The following is a 21,415-nucleotide window of genomic DNA, read 5'->3' on the forward strand; positions in this document are numbered from 1 at the left end:
CACCCACCCGTTCGCCCCACCGCTCGCCCACCCGATCCCGTCGACCACAGCCCGGCTGTTTCCGCTGTCCTGCCGGCATTCTTATCCTCTTCGTCCAGTGACACATGNCCNCCCCTANGGAGGTCNCCTATGNCCGCCGCCCGCCACTCACCGGCCATGATCGAGCTGCTGGTCGATCAGCTCAGCGACCGGGACCGAGCCATCCTGTACGACGTCGGCAAGGTGCGGGTGCTCAGCGGCGCACAGCTCACCCGACTGCATTTTCATGATCTCACTGCTACATCGCGTGACCGCACCCGGCGCGGAGTACTAGCCCGACTCGCCGGCCATGACCTTGTCGCCCCGCTGGACCGCGCGGTCGGCGGCGCCCGTTCCGGCAGCGCGGGATACGTCTACGCCCTCGGCGTCGCCGGCCAACGGGCCTTGCCGTTGCTCCATGCCGATGCGGTAGGTCTGCCGACGCGGGCGCGGCGACCGTGGACGCCCGGCCAGTCCTTCCTGAAGCACACACTGGCGATCTCCGAGCTGTACGTCCAGCTCGTGGAAGCGGAACGGGCCGGCCGGCTGACGCTGACCCGTTTCGCGGCCGAGGCTGGGGCCTGGTGGCCGGATGGGGCTGGCGGCCTCGTGAAGCCGGACGCCTCGGCCTGCGTGGCGTTCGGTGACGTCGAGGACTCCTGGCTTGTGGAGGTGGACCGGGCCACCGAGTCACCCGAGACGTTGTACCGGAAGCTGCGGCGCTACGTCGACTTCGCCGGTGCCGGTCAGCTCGGGCCGGACGGCGTCACGCCGCGGGTGCTGGTGACCGTCCCGCACGATCGCCGGCTTCAAGTGGTACGGGACATCCTCGCCCGGCTGCCGCCACCGGCTGATCAGCTCCTTGCCGCTGTGCTCTTTGACGAAGCGGTGAAACAAGTGGGGCGGGTACTGCGGGAATGAGCCTGATGATTGTCAACTATTNACAACGATAAGTATTGCAAGCTTGCAACGATAGAGGGATACTGGCAATGTGAAAGGAGGGCCGAGGCGTGAGTGAAGCTGGGCATCGCGAACCGCTGGGACAGCGTATCCGGCGTGCACGTCTTGACCGACAGCTTTCTGGTGTACAGCTCGCCAGGCGTGTCGGTGTTCACCCCTCCAACATCTCCCGCATTGAAAACGGCGACACGACGTCTCCAACGGCTGAGCTGTTGCAGCGCATTGCCCACGCCTTGGAGCTCGACCAGGCTGAACTGCTTGTCTNCCTCGGCCTGACCGTNCCTCGGGCTATCCCGCCACTGCATGCCTATCTCCGTGCGACCTACCCGGGCCTACCAGACGAAGCTATCCAGGAGGCCGAAGACGCGGTCACCCGGATCGCAGAGAGGTATGAGGCTGGCCCGCGCGAGACGTAGCTATCTATCCCAGCATTGACATGTAAGGCGTACCAAGAAAGGGGGAAGCCTTGAACAAGGACATTCTGACACGAGTCCGGGAGATCATTCCGGTGCGAGCCATCACCCAGGGCGAGGCCCTGATCTTGGCGGAGCGGCAGGCAGCGCTACTGCTCCAGCTCCTCGCCATCCGCGCAGTTCCAGTCGATGTCTTCAAGATCAGCGAACTGCCGAACGTCGAGGTGCAGGTGAAGCCGCGATACGAGATGTCGGCCATCGCTGAGCTACCGGAGACCTCGGAAGTCGGTGGTGTCACGCATATGCGACGCGATGGTCGAACGGTTTTTACCATAAACCGCGAGGACCCCGTGGGCCGGCGGCGTTTTAGTCTGGCGCATGAGGTGAAGCACCTCATCGACGATCCCGCGGTCGAGATCATGTACGCCAAGTTCGGGTACGGGAAGCCCGAGAATCGGGCGCGGCAGATCGAGCGGGTGTGCGATCACTTCGCCGCCTGCTTCCTCATGCCGCGGACGGTGCTCAAACGAGCCTGGGTGAACGGGCTCCAAGACCTCGAAGCCCTCGCGGAGCAATTCAAGGTGTCGATGTCGGCTATGCAGATTCGTCTGAAGTACCTCGGCCTGACGGACGAGGAGGAGCGGCCAGCCTCGGAATACTTCCGGCTGGACGGACCGTCCTTGATCTTCGGGGCTGACTGCCCCGACGTGGCAGCCTAATCGCAGAAAGGAGGAAGAGTGATCAACCAGAGACCACCAGCGATCCGCGGCGAGCAGGCCATCGCCTACTACCGCGTCTCATCTTCCGGGCAGGTCAATACCGACTACGACCCGGAAGGCATCTCGCTGCCGGCTCAGCGGGTGGCCTGTAAGCAGCGCGCCCGAGAGCTGGGCGTCGTCCTGGTGGACGAGTACATCGACCCGGGGAAGAGCGGCAAGACGATTGACCAGCGGCCGGCCTTCCAGGAGATGATCGCCCGCATCAAGGCCGACCGGCACATCAAGCACGTCTTCGTCTACGCCCTGTCGCGGTTCGCGCGGAACCGCTACGACGATGCGATCATGATGATGACGCTCGAACGGCTCGGCGTGCAGCTCCACTCGGCCACCGAGAAGAACCTCGACACCACGCCAGCCGGCCAGGCGATGCACGGCATGATCGCCGTCTTCAACGAGTACCAGGTGCGCGTCAGCGGCGAAGACATCAAGTACAAGATGGGCCAGAAGGCCAAGAAGGGCGGCACGCTCGGCGTGGCGCCCTTGGGCTACCTCAACGTCCGCGAGCAGTTCGAGGGCCGCGAGGTACGCACGGTGGCGCTTGATCCGGAGCGCGCGCCGTTCGTGGTCATGGCCTTCGAGCTGTACGCCACGGGCAAGTTCAACTTCCATACCCTCCGGGACGCCCTGACGGAGGCCGGCTTCAGGACCCGGCCCACGAAGCAGTGGGCGAGTCGCCCGATCTCGATCAACAAGATTGGCGAGATGCTGCGTGACCGCTACTACCTCGGCTACGTCCGCTACGACGGCGAGGAGTACGAGGGGCGGCACGAGCCGCTGATCTCCCAGGAGCTCTTCGACCGGGTACAGCGGGTGCTGTACGCCGAGCGGCGGGCCGGCACGCGGCACCGGACTCATGATCACTACTTGAAGGGTCTGGTCTGGTGTGACCGTTGCCGACGGCGGCTGATCATCATGCCTGGCAAGAGCAAGAGCGGCGTCCGGTACTTCTACTACATCTGCCAGGGCCGGCTCGATCACCAGTGCGACTTGCCATACATGGCCGTCAGCAGGGTCGAACGGGCCATCGAGGACTTCTACGTCAACGTCCGGCTGACGCCCGACTTCCGCGCGACGGTCCAGGCCCACCTCGACGAGATGATGGCCAGCACTTCGGACGCCAGTCGCCGCCTGCGGGCCCGGTACGAACGGCAGCTCAAGGAGCTGGACGTCCGGGAGGACGGTCTGCTGGACCTCGTGGGCGATCCCGACTGGCCCAAAGAGAAGTTGACAGCCAAGATCCGTGCCGTACGCGAGGAGCGCACCCGGCTGGAAGATCGGCTGGCCGAGAGCGACCGGCCGCTGGACACCGGGCACGAGGTGCTGGCCACCGTGCTCCGGCTGCTCGAAGATCCGCAGACACTGTACCGGCGCGCGGGTGTCCGTGCCCGCAAGGTCCTCAACATGGCGATCTTCACCAAGCTGCACGTCGATGTACAAGGCGAGCCGGTGGTGACCTCCGATGACCTCAAGGAGCCGTTCGCGGCCACGGTCTCGGCGCACCGCGCCTGGAGTCTCACCGAAGCCGTGGACGGCGTGCTGGCCGATCGGGAGCGCCAGGTTGCCCCGGCACGACAAAGCGGCGCTCCCCAGGGGGATGACGCCGCTCTCGATGATCTTTCTGACCGTGACCTCTTGATCACTGCTCTTTCGGGCGGGTGTTCAAGTACGGGGGTTCTGGTGCGGGAGGGGGGACTTGAACCCCCACGCCCGAAGGCGGCAGATCCTAAGTCTGCTGCGTCTGCCATTCCGCCACTCCCGCGTCACCTCCAGAGTAGCGATCGCCTCACCTGGGGGGCGCTCCGCCTCCCGCCGGGTTATGCCCCGCATCCTCACCAGGACCGCGGACAACCGCGGACAACAGTGGACAACCGCGGACAACNGTGGGCAGCCGTGGACGACCGTGGGCAGCCGCGGGTAGCCATGGAGGCTGCCCCAGTCCGGCCACGAACCTTCGTAGTGAGCCATTCACGAGGTTTACCGGTATCGGCCGGGTTTGGTGGACGCCAGGGCGGACAGATATCGACAGTCCAGAGGGCTCACGCCGCCGGTCGCCGAGGCTCGTCCCGCGGTCGTCGGGACGACAACCGTGAGAGGGCCGTTGTCGTCAGCCTGACTCGCACGGCTATCCGACCGGCGGCAGGGTTGTTTCGCGCCGGTTTGGCCAGGACGACTGGGAGACGATTCATATGACCCTCACCGAGGTCCCGCGCTCCGCCCCCGCCGATGTTCCGCCCACCGGCGAGGCACCGGCACAGGTCGAGAGCCCGCCGGCCAAGATCAGGGCCAAGATCAGGGCCGAGGCCAACGTCAGGGCCGGGAACGAGACCGGGAACGAGGCCCAACGGCTGGTCGGCCCCGGCCCCCGCCACGCCGCCCAGCGTGCCCTCCTCGAACGGAACCGGGCGTTGAAGCTCATCGACACCGGTCGGGCGACGACCGCGGCCGTCTGCGCGGTCCGTGACACGGGCCTGCGGGTGAACGGCAGGCCGGTCGCCGAGGTTCATCTGCTCATCGAACGCCCCGGCGCGTGGGGCAACGTGTATCCGGTGGTGCGCAGCACGGTCCTTCCCGACCCGGACGTCGACCTGAGCGAGGCGGCGACGGCTTCGTCGGGCCGCCCGCGTCGTATCCCCGTGCTGGTCGATCCGCACCGTCCGGAGAACGTGCTGCTGGGCTGGGATCTGCGGCCGGCGAGCTGACGAAGCCGTCAACGAAGCGGCCGACGAAGCCTGCGGGATGGGTCGGCCAGGCGCCTCAGGGACGGTCCCGGTCAGGCGGCTGCGAGGCCCAGGTCGCGCAGCAGCTTGGCGACATGACCGGTCGCGCGGACGTTGTACTGCGCCACCTCGATCGTGCCGTCCGTGCCGATCACGAACGTCGAGCGGATCACGCCGATGGTCTTCTTCCCGTACATTGTCTTCTCGCCGAAGGCGCCGTACGCGGCGAGCACCTTCCGCTCCGGGTCGGAAAGCAGCGGGAACGTCAGGGCTTCCGTGTCGCGGAACTTCACCAGCTTGGCGGGCTTGTCGGGAGAGATCCCGAGCACGTCGATGCCGGCGTTGTCGAGCTGGGCGAGGCTGTCCCGGAAGTCGCAGGCCTGCTTCGTGCACCCCGGGGTCGACGCGGCCGGATAGAAGTAGACGACGACCCGCCGTCCCCGGTAGGACGCCAGGGACACCTCGTTCCCCTCGGAGTCGGGCAGGGTGAAGTCGGGTGCGATGTCGCCGGGGACCAGACGGGCGGCGTTGGCGGTCTCAGTCATGGCCCGAAAAGTAGCCGTGGCCCGCGCGGGACGGCAAACCCCCGGCGGACAGATCCCCAACGTGGCGAGGTTCGGGGGACCTGGGCACGGTCTGTGCACCGTGGACCGTGCCCAGGTCCCCCATCTGCTCAGGCTGCCCTGCTCAGGAGCCCGGTCAGGCTGCCGCGTCGACCGCCGCGCGGAAGCCCTCCGGGGTGAGCTGCTCCCCNGACAGCCGCTTGCCGTTGACGAAGACGGTCGGCGTGCCGGTGACGCCGGCCTTCGATGCGTCCTCGTCAACCTTGGCGACGTACCCGTCGTAGGTCCCCTCGTTGACCGCTTTCCGGTACGCCTGCGAGGTCAGCCCCGCTTTCGCTCCGAGCGTGATGAGCGTGTCGTTGGTGAAGCCGCCGGTGCGCTCCTCGGGCTGGTTCGCGTACAGCACATCGTGCAACTGCCGGAACCTGCCCTCGTTGGCGGCTGCCGCCGCCGCGTTCGCTGCCCGCTTCGACTCCGGCCCGATGAACGACATCATGTGGTAATCGATCTTGATTTTGCCGTCGTCAAGGAGCTTGCCGATGGTCGGCCCGGTTGTCTTCTCCAGCGTCCCGCAGATGGGGCACTGGAAATCCTCGTACAGGTCGACGGTGACCGGCGCGGACGCCTTGCCGACGACGATGCCGTGATCGGTGCCGGTGGCGCTCGCTGGCAGGACCACCGGCTTCGACTCCTCGCGGGAGTTCTGGACGGCGAAGCCAATCACGCCGACCAGGACGAGAACGGCCAGCACCACGCCGGTGATGATGCCGCGCCGCCGTCGCCGTTCCCGCGCTGCCGCCGCGGCCCGCGCCGCCGCGGCCTTGGCCCGTCGCTCCTGTCCGCTGACCGTCTTGCCTCCACTTGCCGGGGGGGTCGCGTCGGGCCTTGCGCCGCCGCCAGGGGCCCTACCGCCGGTTGTCAACGGTGCCTTCTTCGACTTCGCAGCCATCAGCGGTACTCCCGGAAAGATCGTTCACTGGTTGGTCGAGGAGACGGTCCACCGCCAGGTAGCCGCTCGGCCGCCAGGCCAGCAGCCCGGCGGCGGCGAGCAGCAGGCTGTCGCGGATCAGCTCGGAGGTGTAGTGCGTCGGGGCGTCGGCAGTGAGATCACCCCCAGAGGAGAAGCAGCCGCAGTCGATCCGCAGCCCCCGGGTGGCGGCCGACGCGATCGCTGCGATGTAGACGGCGAACATCACCGCGGACACGACGGCGGACAGCCGCACGGCGAGCCCCACGACGAGCAGCATCCCCAAGGCGATCTCCAGGAACGGGACGCCGTACGCGATCGGCTGCACGAGGGCATCGGGCAGGATGCGGAACGCCCGCACGGAGCGCACCATCCCGTCCGGGTCGTTGACCTTCAACAGCCCGGCGACCAGCCAGACCACGCCGAGGCCGAGGCGCAACACTGTGGAGACGGCGCGACTGGCCGGCTGCATGGGGGTGACAAGGCTGTAGGTGATCGGATTCAAGACCGTGCTTCTTCTGATCCGGACCGCTCGGCGGTCAGTTTGGGCAGGTCGTCGATGTATTCCTGGACGCTGGTCCCCGCCAGGTACAGCGCGCGGATCCTGTCATCCCGAGAGAAGACGATGACCTGGGCGCCATGGGTGACCAGAACGGAGCCGTCGGCCTGGACCTCCGGTTTCTCCAGGGGAACGCCCAAGGCCTCGGCCTCGGTACGGATCCGGTCGAACGGGCCGCGGACGCCGATGAAGGTTGCGTTGAACTGTTTAAGCCAACGGCTGAGGACCGCCCCCGTATCCCGATCAGGGTCGGTCGTCACGAAGACGACCGTCACCTGGTCACGCACGTCCGGTTTCACCTCGCCGAGTGCCGACGCGAGGTCCGCCATCGTGGTCGGGCAGACGTCCGGACAGTGGGTGTAGCCGAAGAACAGCATAGTGATCTTCCCCTGCGTGCGTGTGCGCAGGTCGAAGGGACGGCCGTCGGCGTCGGTGAGGTTGAGGGCCGGCTTGGCCAGCCGCCTGGCCGGGACGGTGCCGTGCAGGCTGCCGTCGCCGCCGTTGCCCACATCGACGATCTTCACTCCGGTGTCGGTTCCCGAGCCGGCGCAGGCGGTGAGCAGCGCCATCGAGGAAGCGACCAGGACCGTGGCAATGGTTCCGGCCAGCGCCGGACGGCGCCGCCGGGAGCGCGACGGGGGGAACTGTCCAGGCGGGGAACCGGCGTCGTGACGGGAACCCGTGTCGTGACGAGGATGGTGGACTGGGGACATGACGCTCCAGGGCAGGGCCGGGCAGGACGGATCGGGGCCACGGAAAACGTGTCCGCCTGACTGCGGCAGGTGCTGACGGTGGGAGTCGCCCGGGGCGACTCCCACCCGGGCCAGAGCACCGCTGGCCGTCGCGCACAGCGTTCAGCGTAATGTCCCGCCGGACGGATTCCGGTGTGCGGTTGCTTCCGCCTGTGGCGCCAGCTGCGCGGTGTCTGCGGCGCCAGCTGCGCGGTACGGAGACCGGGACCGGACGGGGCGAGACGCCGCGCGTCAGGGCGCCCGCGTGACGTGTCGCGCCACTGGCGGTTTNGTCTCGCCGGGCGGNGATGTGTCTGGCACGATCGTTGCAGGCCGGTCGCACCCGACGGAGATGTCCGTGGCGTCCATCGACGCCGATCGACGCCAGCCGCGGGAGCGCGTCCGCCATTCGCAACGGACGAGAGGGCGACATCGGTGCCGCAGGACCCGGCCGTGATCCAGCAACAGATCGAAGAGACCCGCGCCGAACTGGCGGAGACGATCGATTCCATCACGGAGATCGTCAGCCCGCGCCGCGTCGCCGAGCGGGCCCAGATGCAGCTGCGGGTGAAGACCGCCGAACTGCGCCACAGGTACGGTCCGGCCCTCGGGATCGGCCCGGGGCCGGCGCTTCCCGAACTGGAAGCCGGCGTCGGAGCCGATGGCGTGGACCGGCGGGGGGNTGCGGGCACGCTGACCGGGGGNGCGCTGGACGGCAGGGCGGNGCCCGGCCCCTCTGGCGGCGCCACCGTGGTCCGGGTGGTGCGCTGGGAGCGGGTCGTTCTCGTGGGTGGAGGTGTGCTGCTCCTGGTGGGTGGGATCCGTCATCGCCGTCGTCGCCGGTCGTCCCGGCGCGGGTGAGCGGCCCGCCCGCCCGCCTGGGCCGCTCCCGGGCCGGTCGCGCCGACTCCCTGCCCCCGCCTACAGGTCGCCGGTGCGGCGCAGCCAGGCCAGCATGAGGATCCCCGGCAGCACCGGCAGCCAGAAGCTGATCAGGCGGTAGACGAGGACCGCGGTGAACATGGACGCCGCCGTACCGCCCGCGGCCGCGAGCCCGAAGGCCAGTGCCGGTTCGATCGCGCCGATGCCGCCGGCTGTCGGCGCCGCGCCGGCTACCATCGAGCCGNTGAGGTAGACCGCGGCAACGGACAGCAACGTCATGCTGGTGCCGAATGCCCAGACCGTGCAGGCGAGCGCGAGGATCTGGAAGAAGCGTGTCCCTGTTTGGGACAGCAGCAGCAGCAGAGCCCGGCACGGGGAACGGGCGAGGATCTTCAGATGGGTGTCGAAGGCCCGCACCGCCGGCCGGGCCTTCGACCGGATCCGTGGATGGGCCACGGTGCCCGTCACGAGCGCGCAGACCGCCCCACAGCCGAGCACGAACGGCCCCGGCCCGAGCCCCTGGACAGTGGACCGCAGCGGGTTGGCCACGGCAGCCCCGATGCCCGAGTCGCTGAGGGTGCCGGCGACCAGGACGATGCCCCCGAGGTGCGCCACCCCGCCGGCCACCTTGATCGACGTGATGGCCGCCAGGGCCGCGGGACGCGTCATCCCGCGCCGTTCCAGGAAACGCAGATGGATCGCGATGGCCCCGAGACCCGCGGGCACGATCCGGTTCGCCGCCGCTGCCGCGACCTGCAGGCCGGTCACGGTGCGTAGCTCGATCCGCAGGCCGCTGGCCGCCCGCGTGGACAGGCCGTTGGCGAAGTAGAACAGGACCGAGGAGAGCGCGCAGATGACGAGCCAGTGCCAGCGGGGCGTGGGAACGCCGGCCAGCCGTGAGGCCATGTCGCCGCGGAAGCGCACGGCCAGGATGGTGAGGGGCACGGCGAGCACGCCGGCGAGCAGGACGTTGCGCCGCCGGGACCGGGACGATCGAACCGGTCCGAGACGGAGCGCGAGCGGTTCGGCGAAGACGTGGACGTCACCGGCCGGGGATGCGACGAGCTCGCCCCTCGGTGTCGTTGTAGAGCTCGGTTTCGTTGTAGAGCTCGGTGTCGTTGCAGCCACGTCGTCGGAGTTGTCGTCCGGGTGGGCACCGGGGCGTCGTAGTAGCTGCCGGGTCAGCACCACCGGCGGTGGAAGCGGGGGCGCGGGCGCGGCGGCGCTCTCGGCGCTGACAGCGCCGAGCAGGACCGGAGTCTCGATGACTACCCCCGTAGGATCGACAGGCGCGATCACGGTCGTGATGCAGAGGAGACGTACGTCACGGTACGCGGCTTGACGGTATGCGGCTTGGCTGAACAGCAGCTGAAGCAGTCTCATTGCCAACCTGGCCACCGGAAGTCGCGCGACGACGCTTCGGGAGGAATCGGTCGGCGGCCCTGGTCAGGAGCCGCAGACCGCCTCGATCGGATCCTGTTGGCGTGGCAGGTCGAACCAGACCTGCTTGCCTGACCCCCGGGTGTCCGGTACCTCGACGACACCCCACTGCATTGCCAGCGCGGCGACCAGATGCAGGCCCCGGCCCGACTCGTCGTCGTCGTGGGCGGGCTTCAGCACCGGCCACAGCGAGCTTCCGTCGTCGACCGCGATGCGGATCCGGTCGTCGCGCAGGGACAGTGTGAGGCACAGGGCGGCGCGGGCGCCGACGAAGCGCACCGCGTTCGTCACGACCTCACTGACGAGTAGCTGCGCGACCTCGACGGTCTCCGGGCGGCCCCAAGCGGCGAGCAGCTCGGTGACCAGCCGGCGGGCTCGGCTGGCGGCGCGGGGATCGGCGGGCAGGNCGAAGCGNGCGCTGAGAGCTTCGGCCACGCCTCACCTTCCGGGGGGTTGTCAGTCACGGTCGTCGTTCCGGTGCGGGGGTCTGCCGCGTCGCGTTACTGCCACCATGACCGCCCCCCCAAACCTGACCCTCTGTGGTCGTCGAGCCGGGCAACGGCCACGCGACGCATCTGGATACCGCGACCGGGACGTCCGGGCGACGCGACGCGCCGAGGACGGCATCGGCGCTTCCCCCGCCGGGGTGCCGGGCCGGGGTGGCAGGCCGTCCCAGCGGGGCGGGTCGGCCTGCCCCGCTGGGACGGCCGGGCGGGTGACCACGTCGGGGATGGCGTCAGATGACGTCGATGCCGTCCAGCACCGACTCGCGGCGAGCCATCCAGGCCCGCGTGACCTCGTCGACCGCGGTCTGGTCGATGCGGGCCGCCGCCGCCGACAGATCGCTGCGGGGGGACGGCACCATGTCCGCATCCGCATCCGCTCGCGCGGCTGTTCGCGGCATGGCAGCCCGACCGGGGTGTGACGAGTTCGGCGGGTCGATCCCAGGTTGCGCGTACCGGCTACCGTAGCCATGCGGTACACCACCGGTTCCGTCCGGGGCGCGCCCGTCGGGCGGGGTCGGGTTCCGATCGAAGGCCGGCCCGGGGTGGTCGGGACGGCCGATGGGCCGTGGGCCGGGCTGGTCCCTCGTCGGCTGCCCACCCGGTTCCGCGCGCCGCTGCGGTGCTCGGGGACGGTCTGCCCAGGCTCTCGCCCCGTTCCCCGCGGGGCGTCCCGGGGACTCGGCCGGGCCCGGCCGTCCGCGGTCGGGCTGTCCGCGGTGTGTGGATCCCGGCTGCATGGATCCCGACCGGGTGGATTCCGGCGGCGTCGGCCCCGGCTGGGGTGATGGCCGGCCCTGGTGGCGTCCGGGCCCCGGCAGCGCGGGACCGGGGTCCGACGGGCCGCCTGGNCCGGTTCCGGTGCCGGTCATCGAGCGCGGCGTCTCGACCCTGGCCGTGGCCATCTCGACCGGACCGGAGATCGAGGGAGCGGGCCGGGATGACGGCACGACGACATCGTCCCGGGCCACCGACGGGTTTACGGCCGGCGGGTAGCCGTCCGCGGCGGACCGGTCCCGGTCCGTGGGGTACCCGCCCGTCGGATACCGGTCCGAGGAGTATCCGTTGGGAGCATGTTGCCGCCCGCCGGGCAGTCGTGGCCGGGCACCGGTTGGCCGCGGAGCACCCCGCTGGGCGGGATGGGCAGCCGGGGGCGGGTAGCCCGAACGGTCGGAGTATCCGCCGGACGGCGGGTGGTCGGAGTCTGCCGGGGACCCCATGGGCAGGTGGGCAGCCGCCCCGGGCATCGGCTCGGGGAACTGTCCAGGAACCGGGACAGGCGGCCTGACCGGTGACTGTGGTGGCGGGGGTGACTGTGGTGGCGGGGGGGACTGTGGTGGCGGGGGTGACTGTGGTGGCGGGGGTGACTGCGGTGCGGGCGGTCTGGCCGCGGGGCGAGCCGGAGGGAACATCCTGGCCTCGTCAACCGCCCGGCTGTCCGGTGCGGCGCCCGGCGACATGCCGGTGATCGCGATGATCGACGCGCAGGGCCAGAGACGGTCGCAGCTCAGGCAGAGGTCGAACTCATTCGGCTGATGAAGGTCGATGAGGGTGATCAGCGAGTGAATATGCTCGACGATCTTCGGGCCGACCAGGACCGGCCCACGGGCGATGACGTCGAGCTCCGAGCGCAGTCGCCCGTGATACTGCTCGACGTCAGCAAGGCGCGGATCCTCCATCACCGGCAGCATGCACCATAGCGGGCCAGCGGGCACGAAGGGTGTAGCCCGTTCGGGTTCACCGTCACCGNTGACTCACGTTCCGTTTCTGACTCGCGGTGCCAGACGCCGCTGATGGTTCCCTCTCCCTTACGTGCGGTGAGGGCGGGAAGTGGGTTCGCCGGGACGGGCCGCATGGTCATGCCGAGCCGGAGTCCGGACGGCGTGGCCGCGGGGAGGCGCTGATCGCAGATCAGGACCGGTCCGGCCGGACCTCGTCCGTGCGGCGGACCTGCCGCATCAGACCCTCCTGAAGCCTGGCGAACTCCTCGATGTAGGGACTTTCGACCTGCCCGGGGGCACCTCCGGGCTCCTTGCCCGGCGCGGACCGGTCGAACGGCTCGAAACCCGCGAACTGCCCGCCGGCACCCGGCGGCATGCGGTCGGGCTGGCCGTCGAACGCGGGATAGTGCCCACCCCCCGCCGCCTGAGCGCCCCGCTCGGCGGGTCCGTCGTACCCGGGTCCGTAGGAGGACGGCAGGCCGTTGCTGCTCTGCGGGACCGCACGGTCCGCGGCGTTGTCGAACGCCGGGTAGTGGGCACCGTTGGCCGAGGCCGCGCGGTCGGTGGGACCGTCGTAGGCGAACCCCGAGCCGTTGGGACTGCCGGCCCCGGGGCTGATCGAGAGCGGGGCGCCGCGCATGCTGTCGCCGGAGGTGTCCGGCTGCTCCGTGGAGAGGAACCCCTCGGATGCCGGGTAGATGCGGGCCGACAGGCTGACCGACATCGGGTCACTGCCGTAGGTGATGACGTCAACCTGGTCCTCCGCGCTGATGCCGCCGCTGCGGGCGAGATCGACGAAGCGGAACAGATCGGCCCACCGTAGCCCATCGAGGTCGACGCTGATACGCAGTGCCATGATCGTGCCCCATCCCTGAGGTTCGTTACGTGCCGACGGTTACCTGGGCGCCAACGGACGATCGAGGGGTGACCGGCTCGCCCCCGTCAGCGCCAGCCCGGGCGGCGATGGGCGGCAGCTTATACCGCGTTGGGAGACCATTCCCCATCCGGGGAGGTTCGGCTGGCTCTGCTCCGATAAGGCGAAGTGGGGGTATCGCGTTCTTCGTCGCGTCCCGTCACCCGAGGGCATTCCCGGGCGGAACGTTGGCGGGGAATCAGGACGGCCGGGCTGGCCCCTCCGGTGAGGAGGTGTGGGGTGCGTGGATGCCGGCCGGGAGGCGTGGAAAGTCTCGGCCGGCGGACGTGGTCGGTCGATCGGGCGGTCGTGAAATGCCGCCTGGGGTGTCACCGGTGATTGGAAGGCGGGTAGTGTCCGACCCTGTGAACGTTGTGTCCGGCGGTGTCAACGGGGTCGGCGCGGCTGGGGTGGGCACGCAATCGGGTGTCATGCAGTCCGGCGCGCTGCCAATCAGGCTCCTGCACGACCGCGTGCTGGTCGAGCCGCGTGAGGATTCCGTGGACCGGCGGTCGAAGGCGGGCATCGTCATCCCCCCGACCGCGCATATGGGGAAGCGCCTGTCCTGGGCGGACGTCGTCGCGGNGGGGNCGGCCGTGCGGACCATCCAGGTTGGCGATCGGGTGTTGTTCGACCCCGAGGACCGGGCCGAGGTGGAGCTGCACTCGACCACCTACGTTCTGCTGCGGGAGCGGGACGTGCACGCCGTCGCGGCGGAGCGGTTGGACGACGGCCTGACGGGTCTGTATCTCTAGATCCGGCCGGTCGGCCCCCAGGCTTGCGTGGCCCTTTCCGACCATCCGATGACGGCGCGGCGTCCAGGTGGTGTACGGTGCCGCATCGATCGAGATGCGGGCGGTCCACCGGAGTCGTGATGTTTGATCATGGCTGTGGCGGGAGNGACACCNCGCCNGCCNGGCGCTGCCTGGCCTGACGCGGNTCCGCCCCGTATCCTTCGCTCGGCTCTGGAGATCCGCGTTCCGGCCGGGACCCTTGGATGTGGTGGAGGCACCCGGAAATGCGGACACAGGGCATCGCGTCACCTCAATCTTTGGGGTCACTGCGTACTGTAACCAGCCGATGTCCTGAGGTGCAGTGTTTCATGGCTCCTCACGCTCGGTCGAACCCAAGACCGATGGGTTGGCATACCCATTGGGTGAACGACGGCAGGGAAAGGAAGGAGACGCATGGCTCGTGACTTCGACGCTCGGCGAAGCACGGATGTCGAGGAGGACGAGCTCCAGGAACAGAGCCTGGAGACGCTCAAGGCGCAGCGCGCCGGTGCGGCGGCGGACCTGGGGGACGACATGGACGCCCTCGAGGCCGAGCTGGACCTTCCGGATGCGGAGGTGCGCGACGAGGAACTGTCGCTGCGGGTACTTCCCCGGCAGGCCGACGAGTTCACCTGCACTCGATGCTTCCTGGTGCAGCACCGCAGCCAGCTCGCAGACGTCCGTCACGTCGTCTGTTCGGACTGCGCGGCCTGAGGGCCGGGTCCCGGGGCGGGGTGTCCCTCGACGGCGGGCGGTGCGGACCGGTTGCCCGGTTGCCCGGTCGTCTGAGTAGGCGTACCACTACCTAGCGCGAGTTTGTCGCTGGGGGTGGTGCGGATGCTCGACGAACAGTCACCGATGTCCGGTTCCGTCCGGTCCCGTCCCGCCGCATTTGAGGGTCGACGGCCCCTCCGCCCGGAGGATGCCGCTCCCCGTCCCGGGGAGGAGGATCCCGCGGACGGTCCCGAAAGCCTGCCGCTGCTCCTGANCCGGTTCGNCCCCCCGCCGGCCCCGCCGGGTCATGTCGATCGACCACGGCTGCTCGACGCACTCGACGCCGCCACCGTCCTGCCCCTCACGGTGGTGCGGGCTCCGGCCGGCTCGGGCAAGACGGTGCTGGTCGCGGCCTGGGCCGCGGCCCGGCGGGGGGAGACGCCGATCGTGTGGGTGCGGGTCGATCCGGCGGTCGTCCCCGGCCCGCGTGGCGGGGGGCCGGGCCTCCCACTGTGGCCGCAGCTGCTGCACGGGCTGGGACGACACGGTCTGCTCCCGGCCGGTGAGGGCTTTGGGANCCGGTACGGTCCCGCGGCCGACGATCTTTATGATCGGCGTTACCGACGGCTCGCCAACATCCTCGCCGACCTCCCGACGTCCTTCATACTGATCCTCGACGACGTGCATCTGATCACCCGGCGTTCGGACCTCGACGGCCTCGAACTGCTGATCGACGGGGCCGCGGATCGGGCCCGGATCATTCTGATGGGCCGGATGGTGCCCGTGGCGCTGCACCGGCTGCGGGCCGCCGGGTGGATCACCGAGATCGGTCCGGCAGATCTCGCCTTCACCCGGGCGGAGGCCGCCGCGCTCCTGGGCCGGCAGGAGATCACGGGCCGGCAGGAGATCACGGCGTCGCCCGCGACGGTGAGCGGTCTCGTGCACGTCACCGAGGGCTGGGCGGCCGGGCTGCGGCTGGCGGCCGGGGCGCTCGCCGCACGGGAACGACGACCACTGCCGGGGGCGGATGGGCGGTGGGAAGCGGCCGTCGCATCCCCGTCCGGTGGCCTCGGTGACACGGCTGGTTTCTCCGGCGCCGTGGCCGGCCATCCCGCGATCGCCGATTTCCTGCGGGCCGAGGTGCTAGCCGGTAAGCCGTCGCCGGTACGCCGCTTCCTCCTGCGGACCAGTGTCCTGGAGCGCATGACCGGGCCGCTGGCGGACGCCGTCGCGGCCGAGCGGATGGACGCGGGCGTCCTGGCGGCGGCTACCGGCTCGCGTGCCGCGCCGGCACCCACGGTGGGCGCACGGGTGAGCGGGAAGGAAGTTCTGGCGGCACTCGCGCATGCCGACGGCTTCGTGGTCGAGCTCGACCACGACGGCGGATGGTTCCGCTTTCACCGGCTGCTTGCCGCGGTGCTGCGTTCCGCGTTGGCCGCGGACGGCGACGAGGACACCGCTGAGCTCCACTTGCGAGCCGCGATCTGGTTCGCCGCNCACCGTCGGACGACGGACGCGGTACATCACGCCGCGCATGCCGGGGATTGGTGGTACGCGGCCTGCCTGCTCGTCGATGGGACCGAGATGGTGGACGCCCTGCATGGCGGCGTCGCGGGGTTCAGCCCGATCATGACGGGGATGCCGGACTCCCCGGCCTCGTGGTCGCCGGAGTGCGCACTGGTCGCCGCCGTGGGCCGGCTGGGCCGGGGACAGGTGGGGGCGGCCACCAGATACCTGCAGGTGGCCCGGGGGAGCATCGCCGCGGCGGTCGTGTCCCGTCGTCGCGCGCTCGCGGTCCGGGCCGATCTCGTCGACCTGCGCCGGGCGGAGCTCGCCGGGGCGTGCGAGGAGATGCTGAGCATCACCCGCCGGTTGCTACGGTCCCCGGGCAGGCCGGGCGCCGTGCCGCAGCCGGTTGGTCCGGTGGTTGCCGGTGTGACGGGGCGGGNGGAGGCTGNGGGGAAGGGCCGGCCACGACCGCCCGCCGACATGCGGCCGCCGGGAGATCCCCGGTTCCTGCCCGCCGGCCCCGTCGGGGGCGCCGAAGGTCCCGGACGGGAGCCGGGCGGTGTTCGACGTGATCACGTCGGGGGAGACGTGGCCCGCCCCGGCTCCGTCGTCGGTGGGGCCCCGCCGGACCGCCCGGCCGGGATCGTCGCGCGATCGACCGGTGGTGGCGTGGATGGGGGCGTGGATGGTTCCGACAGGATCGCGGCAGCCGTGGCCTGGTGTGCGCGCGGGCGGGCGGAGCTCTGGCTCGGCCGTCCCGACCTGGCGCTGGAGGCGTTGCGGGAGGCGATGACGGCGGCCCGGGATACCGGTCTGCGGACGGTCGAGGCATCGGCGTCCGGGGCGATGGCTCTCGCCTACGTGCTACGGGGTCGGTTGCGGCAGGCCGAGTCCAGCGCGGCAGCGGCGGTCGCCACCGCCGCTGTGATCACTGCCAGCCCGGTCGATCCCACGGCCGTCCCCGCATCCTCGGATGGTCGGACCGACATGCCGGCAGGCCTGGTCGAGGCGCATCTCGCCCATGCGATGGTGGCGGCAGCCCGGGTCGACGACGTGCGTGTCACGCACCATCTCGACCTCGCGCGGATGGCCTTCACCCCGGCGCATCCTCCCTACCTGCTCGATCTGATCGTCGTGCTGGAGGCGAGGGCGCGATGCCGGCGTGGGGAGGCGGACGATGTGCGGGCTGCCCGCCGTCTCCTGGCGTCGCGAGGACGGCCGGCCGGACCGCCGCTGTGTCTGTCGCTGTGGCGCGCCGCCGAGACCGACCTGCTGATCGCCGTCGGGAACGCCCAGGCTGCCCGGCAGCTGCTGGGCCAGCTGGCCGACACCCGCCGGCCGGACCATGCTCTCGCGCTCGCGGCGGCCCGGGCGAACCTCGCGTGCGCTGATCTAGAGGGAGCGGAGCACGCGGTGGCGGCTCTGCTGCGGGCGGACGGTGGCGGAGGCGGTTCGGTGGTGTCGGCATGTGTGGTGGCAGCGGTGGCGGCCGCGCGGCGTGATGACCATGCGCGGGCCACCGACCTGCTGGCGCGTGCCCTCGCGCTCGCCGAGGACGAGGGACTCGCTGGCCCGTTCCTCGAATTCGGCGGCGAACCGTTGGCGATCTTGGATGCCCATCCCGGCCTCTCCGCCGCACATCCGTTCTTCGTGTCGACTTTGCGGGCCATGGCCACGACGGAGTCCGCCGCCGCGGTGAACCCGCGGACGCCGACCGACGGCGGACCGGTCATGGCCGTATCCGGGGCGGGGGTGCCGCCTCTGGGGGTGCCGCCTCTGGGGGCGGCCGGCCTGGAGGTGCCGAACGGGGGGNCGCCGAGCGGGGGGATGCCGAGCGGAGAGGTGGCGGTGCCCGCGCCCGCGTGGCCGGCCACCCCACGTCGATCCGTCATGAGCGGGCGAATGGCACGTCCGGCCCTCATGACCCCCGCGGCGCGCTCGGCGCCGCCTGACCGTGACAGGCAGGGGGCCGACGTCCCGCGCGGCCCCTCCGGCCCCTCCGGCCCCTCCGGCCCCTCCGGCCCCTCCGGTCCGGCGGGCTACGGCCTTGGGACGGGAACAAGTCCGATCTCCCTAGGGCAGCCGGGGGCGCGTGAGCGCTCACCCGGTTCCAGGGACGGGCGGGGACCCGGTGCGGGTGGCCGGCTCAGCGACCGGGAACTCGCGGTCCTCAGCTATCTGCCGACGATGTTGACGACCACCGAGATCGCCGCCGAGCTCTTCGTCTCCGTGAACACGGTGAAGACGCACCTGAAGAGCATCTACCGCAAGCTCGACGTGCCACGGCGTCGCGACGCTGTACATCGCGCGCGCGAATTGCGTCTATTGTAAATAGTCATACCGTTTATCGTAAAAATAAATTTTAGGTGGGAGGTCAACGGTCCGGTGGTCGGGGCGCCGCGATCAGGATGACGGTGATTCAGTGAATCGCGGCGGGCACGGGGGTGGGTACCCTCCCCCCGAGCCGGGTCCGTCGTCCACTGCGTCCGCATAGCCGGCATCGGTGCGGTCGCTCTCCGTGTGACCGGGGCCCGTGTGACCGGCATCGAGGTAGCCGGCATCCCTCTGGATCCTGTTGGACCCGGGCTGCGGTGGGCCGTACCGGTATGTGCCGAACGCCGCCGTTCGTTCGATGCGCCGCCCGATCGGGCCGGGACCAGGCCCGATCGGTGTCCGCCCCGCTCCGCGGGTACGTGCGGTGGCCCGTGCCGGTGCCGGCAGGAAGGCGCGGAGCAGGCAGATCATCGATGTCACGATCCCCGTGATCATCAGGATCAGACCCAGAACCTGGAGATCCACTCCGGTGGTGTGCCAGGTGAGCGCGTAGCGCAGGATGGCACCCACCACGACCAGGAAGACCGACCGCCCCAAGGTCATCGCCTTCGTACCTCCGCCTCTCTCCTACCGTGGCTTTGGTCTCCTGCTGTGGCTTCGACCTGTGGCTTCGGCCGGTCGATGATCGGTGCATGGCCACATCGCGCCCCGGCCGCGCTCGATGGTGTCCGCGCTCGATGTGTCGTCGTCGTGGAGCGGCACCATGGGATGGGTGGTCCGTGCGGGGAGCGGAGAACTCCACCCCTCCGGGGCGGGCCGCGGACCGCTGGCGAAACCGTGCACTGCCGCCGTGGATACCCTGCGTGACCAATGTTCATGCTGTCGATGTCGGTCGGGATCCAGGGCTCACCCGCGCCGGAGGACGTTTTCCGGCTTCTTTCGCGGCCGCGATCGAGGCCGGGGGAGCCAATCTCGTACTTGTGAGGTAGCCCCGACGGGCGGTGCCAGCGGGAGGGAAAAATCACCTCGAGCCACTGCCGGGGGGCCGCCGGACGCCGTCATCCCAAACGTTTACGTGCGTTAAGGTCGCGTTTTCCCCGGCTGAGCCGAAGATGCGGGGTGAGTGTGATCGGGGGGGCGTGGGCGACTGCTGGCGTAGCGAGGGAGGTGGGCCCTACGCTTGCCGAACCTGTCCAACTTCGCCGGAAATCAACCTGGCGGCATCGTCCCTAGCGGACGAGGCCTGGCGTCGGTTCTGAGTTCTGACCCCCCCCGGAGGCACGTGTGACCGACCGAGTTTCCCGCCCGCATGATGTTATCGGTGAGGACGCACTACATCGGCCGCGAATTGGCGTGACCGTCGACACATCCGCCGAGGCCGCTGCGGCGGGCCGGGTCGCGAGGCGTGTCTCCGCGAGCTCNCCCGCNCCGCTGNCCCCGCCGCACCGCTCGCCGGCCACCCGGCATTCCGCCGCCACCGGCGCCGGTGCGGGGCGACCGCTGCACCAGCGCTCCGGCCCGCCGGGGAGCGGCGTGCCGATGGGCGGCTCGCCGATGGGCCGCGGCGACGTGCCGAGCGCCACCGGCCGCGCGGTCCCGGCCGGTGGCCCGCCCGTCCGGTCCGCTCCGGTGGCGCGTACCGCGCCGATGCCGCGGGACCTGGCTCTCGGCGCGGCCGAGCTGCGCGGCATCCTGCGCGTGGTGGAGGACTGCGAGCGGGCGTCGTCGCTGGCATCCTTCCGCGAGCTCGCCCTGGACGGCATGGCCCGGCATCTCGGTTACCGGCATTCCGCCTTCTTCCTGGGCTCCTCGCTCGAGACCGCCTTCCAGGACGCCCGGCCCACCGGTCGCGGGCTGGCGCTTCGACTCGCGGGCCCCTACCTGGAGCGTTACCGGGAGCTGGAGGCCCTCAGCAATCCGGACAGCCTGCGTTCGGTCCGCGAGCGGGGGCTCGCCACCCTTGACGATCTCGGCGTCCCGGAACGCCCGGAGGTGCGGATGCGCCTGGAGCGGTTTCTGCGGGCACACGGCATCCACGCGAAGCTGCTCATCCGCCTGTTCGGTCCGTCGAACGTGGGCGCCGTGGTGTCCCTGCTGGATTCTCGGCCGGGCGCGTTCGGACCGCGGGACCGCGCCGTCGGGGCAGTTCTCGGGCGGCATCTCGGTAATCTCCTGCGTTTCTACATCCGGGCGGACCCGGGCCCGTCGGTCGCGGGCAAGCTGTCGGCGCGCGAGCGCGACGTCGTCCGTCTCGTCGCCGAAGGCCGTTCCAACCGCCAGGTCGCCGAGGCGCTGTGCATCAGCATCGACACGGTCAAGCACCATCTCACCCATGCGCTCGTGGCGACGGGGTGCACGAACCGGACCCAGCTGGCGATCGCGTGGCAGCGGGAGACGAGCGCGTTCGCGGCCCCCGGCAACCCGCGGCCCTGAAACTGTGACGTCATAAGGTCATGAGGCCGCTGCCGTGGATGTTCGATCGGTGGGATCCGTGGGATCCGCGGCGGTGCCGATGATCTACGACCTCAGATTCGAGCCGCGAACCCCGGTGCGCCACCGCGCGGGACGCGGTCGCCGGCACCTGATCCTCCGATGACGGCGATCATGATCGACCTCTCCATCGGGGCCGCCGGCATTTCGGCGCGAAGGGATGAGGCGAGAGGCCGGTCCCGATGATCGAGCAGTGGCGGGAACGGACACCCTGCGTGTCCGTTCCCGGTGCCGACGGCCGCGTGCCGATGATCCCACCCGGGTGACAAAGCCGGTCCGTGGTAATCGATCTGGCCTCGCCTGACCGGTCCCGAGGGTCATGTCCTGCACGCCCCGCGACGACTGTCGCTTATTGTGGCTGAAATGTTGCCATTGGCATCCCTATTGAGGTCGTTGCCGGAAAGTTGATCGGATAAGCTTGCGATCGACGGCGCGCTGTGACTAGGTTGGCCGATGTCCCTTCTGGTCCGCATGGGGTCTGAAGGAGTC

General features: G+C 70.2%; 19 protein-coding genes, 1 tRNA gene and 1 pseudogene. 11 read left to right on the plus strand and 10 right to left on the minus strand.

Annotated features, from left to right (window positions below; translation table 11 throughout):
• Positions 1–156: 156 nt before the first annotated feature.
• From ALLO2_RS08075 to ALLO2_RS28095, 4 genes and pseudogenes are all read left to right on the plus strand, one after another.
• Positions 157–939 carry a replication-relaxation family protein gene (locus ALLO2_RS08075; RefSeq protein WP_035730919.1) on the plus strand — a complete coding sequence of 261 codons (783 nt, stop codon included), beginning with the start codon at positions 157–159 and terminating at the stop codon, positions 937–939.
• 89 nt (positions 940–1,028) lie between these two features.
• Positions 1,029–1,394 carry a helix-turn-helix domain-containing protein gene (locus tag ALLO2_RS28090; protein ID WP_035730921.1) on the plus strand — a complete coding sequence of 122 codons (366 nt, stop codon included), beginning with the start codon at positions 1,029–1,031 and terminating at the stop codon, positions 1,392–1,394.
• A gap of 50 nt (positions 1,395–1,444) precedes the next feature.
• Positions 1,445–2,110, plus strand: a complete 666-nt coding sequence (locus ALLO2_RS08085) for an ImmA/IrrE family metallo-endopeptidase (RefSeq protein WP_011435361.1) — start codon at positions 1,445–1,447, stop codon at positions 2,108–2,110.
• 18 nt (positions 2,111–2,128) lie between these two features.
• Positions 2,129–3,145, plus strand: a pseudogene (locus ALLO2_RS28095) (recombinase family protein); the annotation flags it as partial.
• Between the two features lie 700 nt (positions 3,146–3,845).
• Here the strand turns inward: ALLO2_RS28095 and ALLO2_RS08095 are convergent.
• Positions 3,846–3,929, minus strand: a tRNA-Leu gene (locus ALLO2_RS08095).
• A 427-nt stretch (positions 3,930–4,356) separates the two neighbouring features.
• On the opposite strand from ALLO2_RS08095, the gene ALLO2_RS08100 reads away from it, so the two are divergent.
• Positions 4,357–4,869 carry a hypothetical protein gene (locus ALLO2_RS08100; RefSeq protein WP_011435363.1) on the plus strand — a complete coding sequence of 171 codons (513 nt, stop codon included), beginning with the start codon at positions 4,357–4,359 and terminating at the stop codon, positions 4,867–4,869.
• Between the two features lie 71 nt (positions 4,870–4,940).
• Here the strand turns inward: ALLO2_RS08100 and bcp are convergent, their stop codons facing one another.
• From bcp to ALLO2_RS08120, 4 genes are all read right to left on the minus strand, one after another.
• Entirely contained in the window at positions 4,941–5,432 is a 492-nt protein-coding gene (gene bcp / locus ALLO2_RS08105; protein ID WP_023841032.1) for a thioredoxin-dependent thiol peroxidase, read from the minus strand.
• 154 nt (positions 5,433–5,586) lie between these two features.
• Positions 5,587–6,399 carry a thioredoxin domain-containing protein gene (locus ALLO2_RS08110; protein ID WP_011435365.1) on the minus strand — a complete coding sequence of 271 codons (813 nt, stop codon included), beginning with the start codon at positions 6,397–6,399 and terminating at the stop codon, positions 5,587–5,589.
• Entirely contained in the window at positions 6,356–6,922 is a 567-nt protein-coding gene (locus tag ALLO2_RS08115) for a MauE/DoxX family redox-associated membrane protein (protein WP_023841031.1), read from the minus strand. Before ALLO2_RS08115 ends, ALLO2_RS08110 begins: the two co-directional genes overlap by 44 nt.
• Positions 6,919–7,689 (minus strand): SCO family protein, encoded by a 771-nt coding sequence (locus ALLO2_RS08120; protein WP_011435367.1) that lies wholly within the window; start codon positions 7,687–7,689, stop codon positions 6,919–6,921. Before ALLO2_RS08120 ends, ALLO2_RS08115 begins: the two co-directional genes overlap by 4 nt.
• A 453-nt stretch (positions 7,690–8,142) precedes the next feature.
• Between ALLO2_RS08120 and ALLO2_RS08125 the strand changes: the two genes are divergently transcribed.
• Positions 8,143–8,568, plus strand: coding sequence for a DUF3618 domain-containing protein (locus tag ALLO2_RS08125; protein ID WP_035730926.1), 426 nt, complete (start codon positions 8,143–8,145; stop codon positions 8,566–8,568).
• Positions 8,569–8,628: 60 nt separating this feature from the next.
• Here ALLO2_RS08125 and ALLO2_RS08130 read toward each other — a convergent pair whose 3' ends face one another.
• From ALLO2_RS08130 to ALLO2_RS27780, 3 genes are all read right to left on the minus strand, one after another.
• Positions 8,629–9,972: a YbhN family protein gene (locus ALLO2_RS08130; protein ID WP_035730927.1), complete on the minus strand. Its 1,344-nt coding sequence runs from the start codon at positions 9,970–9,972 to the stop codon at positions 8,629–8,631.
• A gap of 63 nt (positions 9,973–10,035) precedes the next feature.
• On the minus strand, positions 10,036–10,464 hold the full coding sequence (locus ALLO2_RS08135) for an ATP-binding protein (RefSeq protein ID WP_035730929.1): 429 nt from the start codon (positions 10,462–10,464) through the stop codon (positions 10,036–10,038).
• A 301-nt stretch (positions 10,465–10,765) separates the two neighbouring features.
• Positions 10,766–10,894 (minus strand): hypothetical protein, encoded by a 129-nt coding sequence (locus tag ALLO2_RS27780; RefSeq protein WP_023841030.1) that lies wholly within the window; start codon positions 10,892–10,894, stop codon positions 10,766–10,768.
• A 499-nt stretch (positions 10,895–11,393) separates the two neighbouring features.
• Here ALLO2_RS27780 and ALLO2_RS27785 point away from each other — a divergent pair, with 499 nt between their 5' ends.
• Positions 11,394–11,528, plus strand: a complete 135-nt coding sequence (locus tag ALLO2_RS27785) for a hypothetical protein (protein WP_255361186.1) — start codon at positions 11,394–11,396, stop codon at positions 11,526–11,528.
• A 915-nt stretch (positions 11,529–12,443) separates the two neighbouring features.
• Here ALLO2_RS27785 and ALLO2_RS08145 read toward each other — a convergent pair.
• Positions 12,444–13,109, minus strand: coding sequence for a hypothetical protein (locus ALLO2_RS08145; RefSeq protein ID WP_011435372.1), 666 nt, complete (start codon positions 13,107–13,109; stop codon positions 12,444–12,446).
• Positions 13,110–13,531: 422 nt separating this feature from the next.
• On the opposite strand from ALLO2_RS08145, the gene ALLO2_RS08150 reads away from it, so the two are divergent.
• The 3 genes from ALLO2_RS08150 to ALLO2_RS27020 all read left to right on the plus strand — a co-directional run bounded on the left by ALLO2_RS08150 (position 13,532) and on the right by ALLO2_RS27020 (position 18,493).
• Entirely contained in the window at positions 13,532–13,921 is a 390-nt protein-coding gene (locus ALLO2_RS08150) for a co-chaperone GroES (protein WP_035730931.1), read from the plus strand.
• Positions 13,922–14,353: 432 nt separating this feature from the next.
• Positions 14,354–14,653 (plus strand): DUF4193 family protein, encoded by a 300-nt coding sequence (locus ALLO2_RS08155; protein ID WP_011435374.1) that lies wholly within the window; start codon positions 14,354–14,356, stop codon positions 14,651–14,653.
• Positions 14,654–14,776: 123 nt separating this feature from the next.
• Positions 14,777–18,493, plus strand: coding sequence for a LuxR family transcriptional regulator (locus ALLO2_RS27020; RefSeq protein WP_232234968.1), 3,717 nt, complete (start codon positions 14,777–14,779; stop codon positions 18,491–18,493).
• Between the two features lie 72 nt (positions 18,494–18,565).
• On the opposite strand, the gene ALLO2_RS25490 is transcribed toward ALLO2_RS27020, so the two are convergent.
• Entirely contained in the window at positions 18,566–19,039 is a 474-nt protein-coding gene (locus tag ALLO2_RS25490; protein WP_011435376.1) for a hypothetical protein, read from the minus strand.
• Positions 19,040–19,975: 936 nt separating this feature from the next.
• Here ALLO2_RS25490 and ALLO2_RS08170 point away from each other — a divergent pair.
• On the plus strand, positions 19,976–20,869 hold the full coding sequence (locus ALLO2_RS08170; protein WP_011435377.1) for a LuxR C-terminal-related transcriptional regulator: 894 nt from the start codon (positions 19,976–19,978) through the stop codon (positions 20,867–20,869).
• The last annotated feature ends 546 nt before the right edge of the window (positions 20,870–21,415 follow it).

Source organism: Frankia sp. Allo2 (assembly GCF_000733325.1).
In the GTDB taxonomy this organism is placed as follows: domain Bacteria; phylum Actinomycetota; class Actinomycetes; order Frankiales; family Frankiaceae; genus Frankia; species Frankia casuarinae.

Bases quoted from the DNA above. Each gene is read 5' to 3' on its own strand.
- ALLO2_RS08075 (WP_035730919.1), top strand. From the start codon at position 157: ATGATCGAGCTGCTGGTCGATCAGCTCAGCGACCGGGACCGAGCCATC.
- ALLO2_RS08170 (WP_011435377.1), top strand. From the start codon at position 19,976: ATGGGCGGCTCGCCGATGGGCCGCGGCGACGTGCCGAGCGCCACCGGC.
- ALLO2_RS25490 (WP_011435376.1), bottom strand. From the start codon at position 19,039: ATGACCTTGGGGCGGTCGGTCTTCCTGGTCGTGGTGGGTGCCATCCTG.
- bcp (WP_023841032.1), bottom strand. From the start codon at position 5,432: ATGACTGAGACCGCCAACGCCGCCCGTCTGGTCCCCGGCGACATCGCA.
- ALLO2_RS08145 (WP_011435372.1), bottom strand. From the start codon at position 13,109: ATGGCACTGCGTATCAGCGTCGACCTCGATGGGCTACGGTGGGCCGAT.
- ALLO2_RS08120 (WP_011435367.1), bottom strand. From the start codon at position 7,689: ATGTCCCCAGTCCACCATCCTCGTCACGACACGGGTTCCCGTCACGAC.
- ALLO2_RS27780 (WP_023841030.1), bottom strand. From the start codon at position 10,894: ATGGTGCCGTCCCCCCGCAGCGATCTGTCGGCGGCGGCGGCCCGCATC.
- ALLO2_RS08100 (WP_011435363.1), top strand. From the start codon at position 4,357: ATGACCCTCACCGAGGTCCCGCGCTCCGCCCCCGCCGATGTTCCGCCC.
- ALLO2_RS08155 (WP_011435374.1), top strand. From the start codon at position 14,354: ATGGCTCGTGACTTCGACGCTCGGCGAAGCACGGATGTCGAGGAGGAC.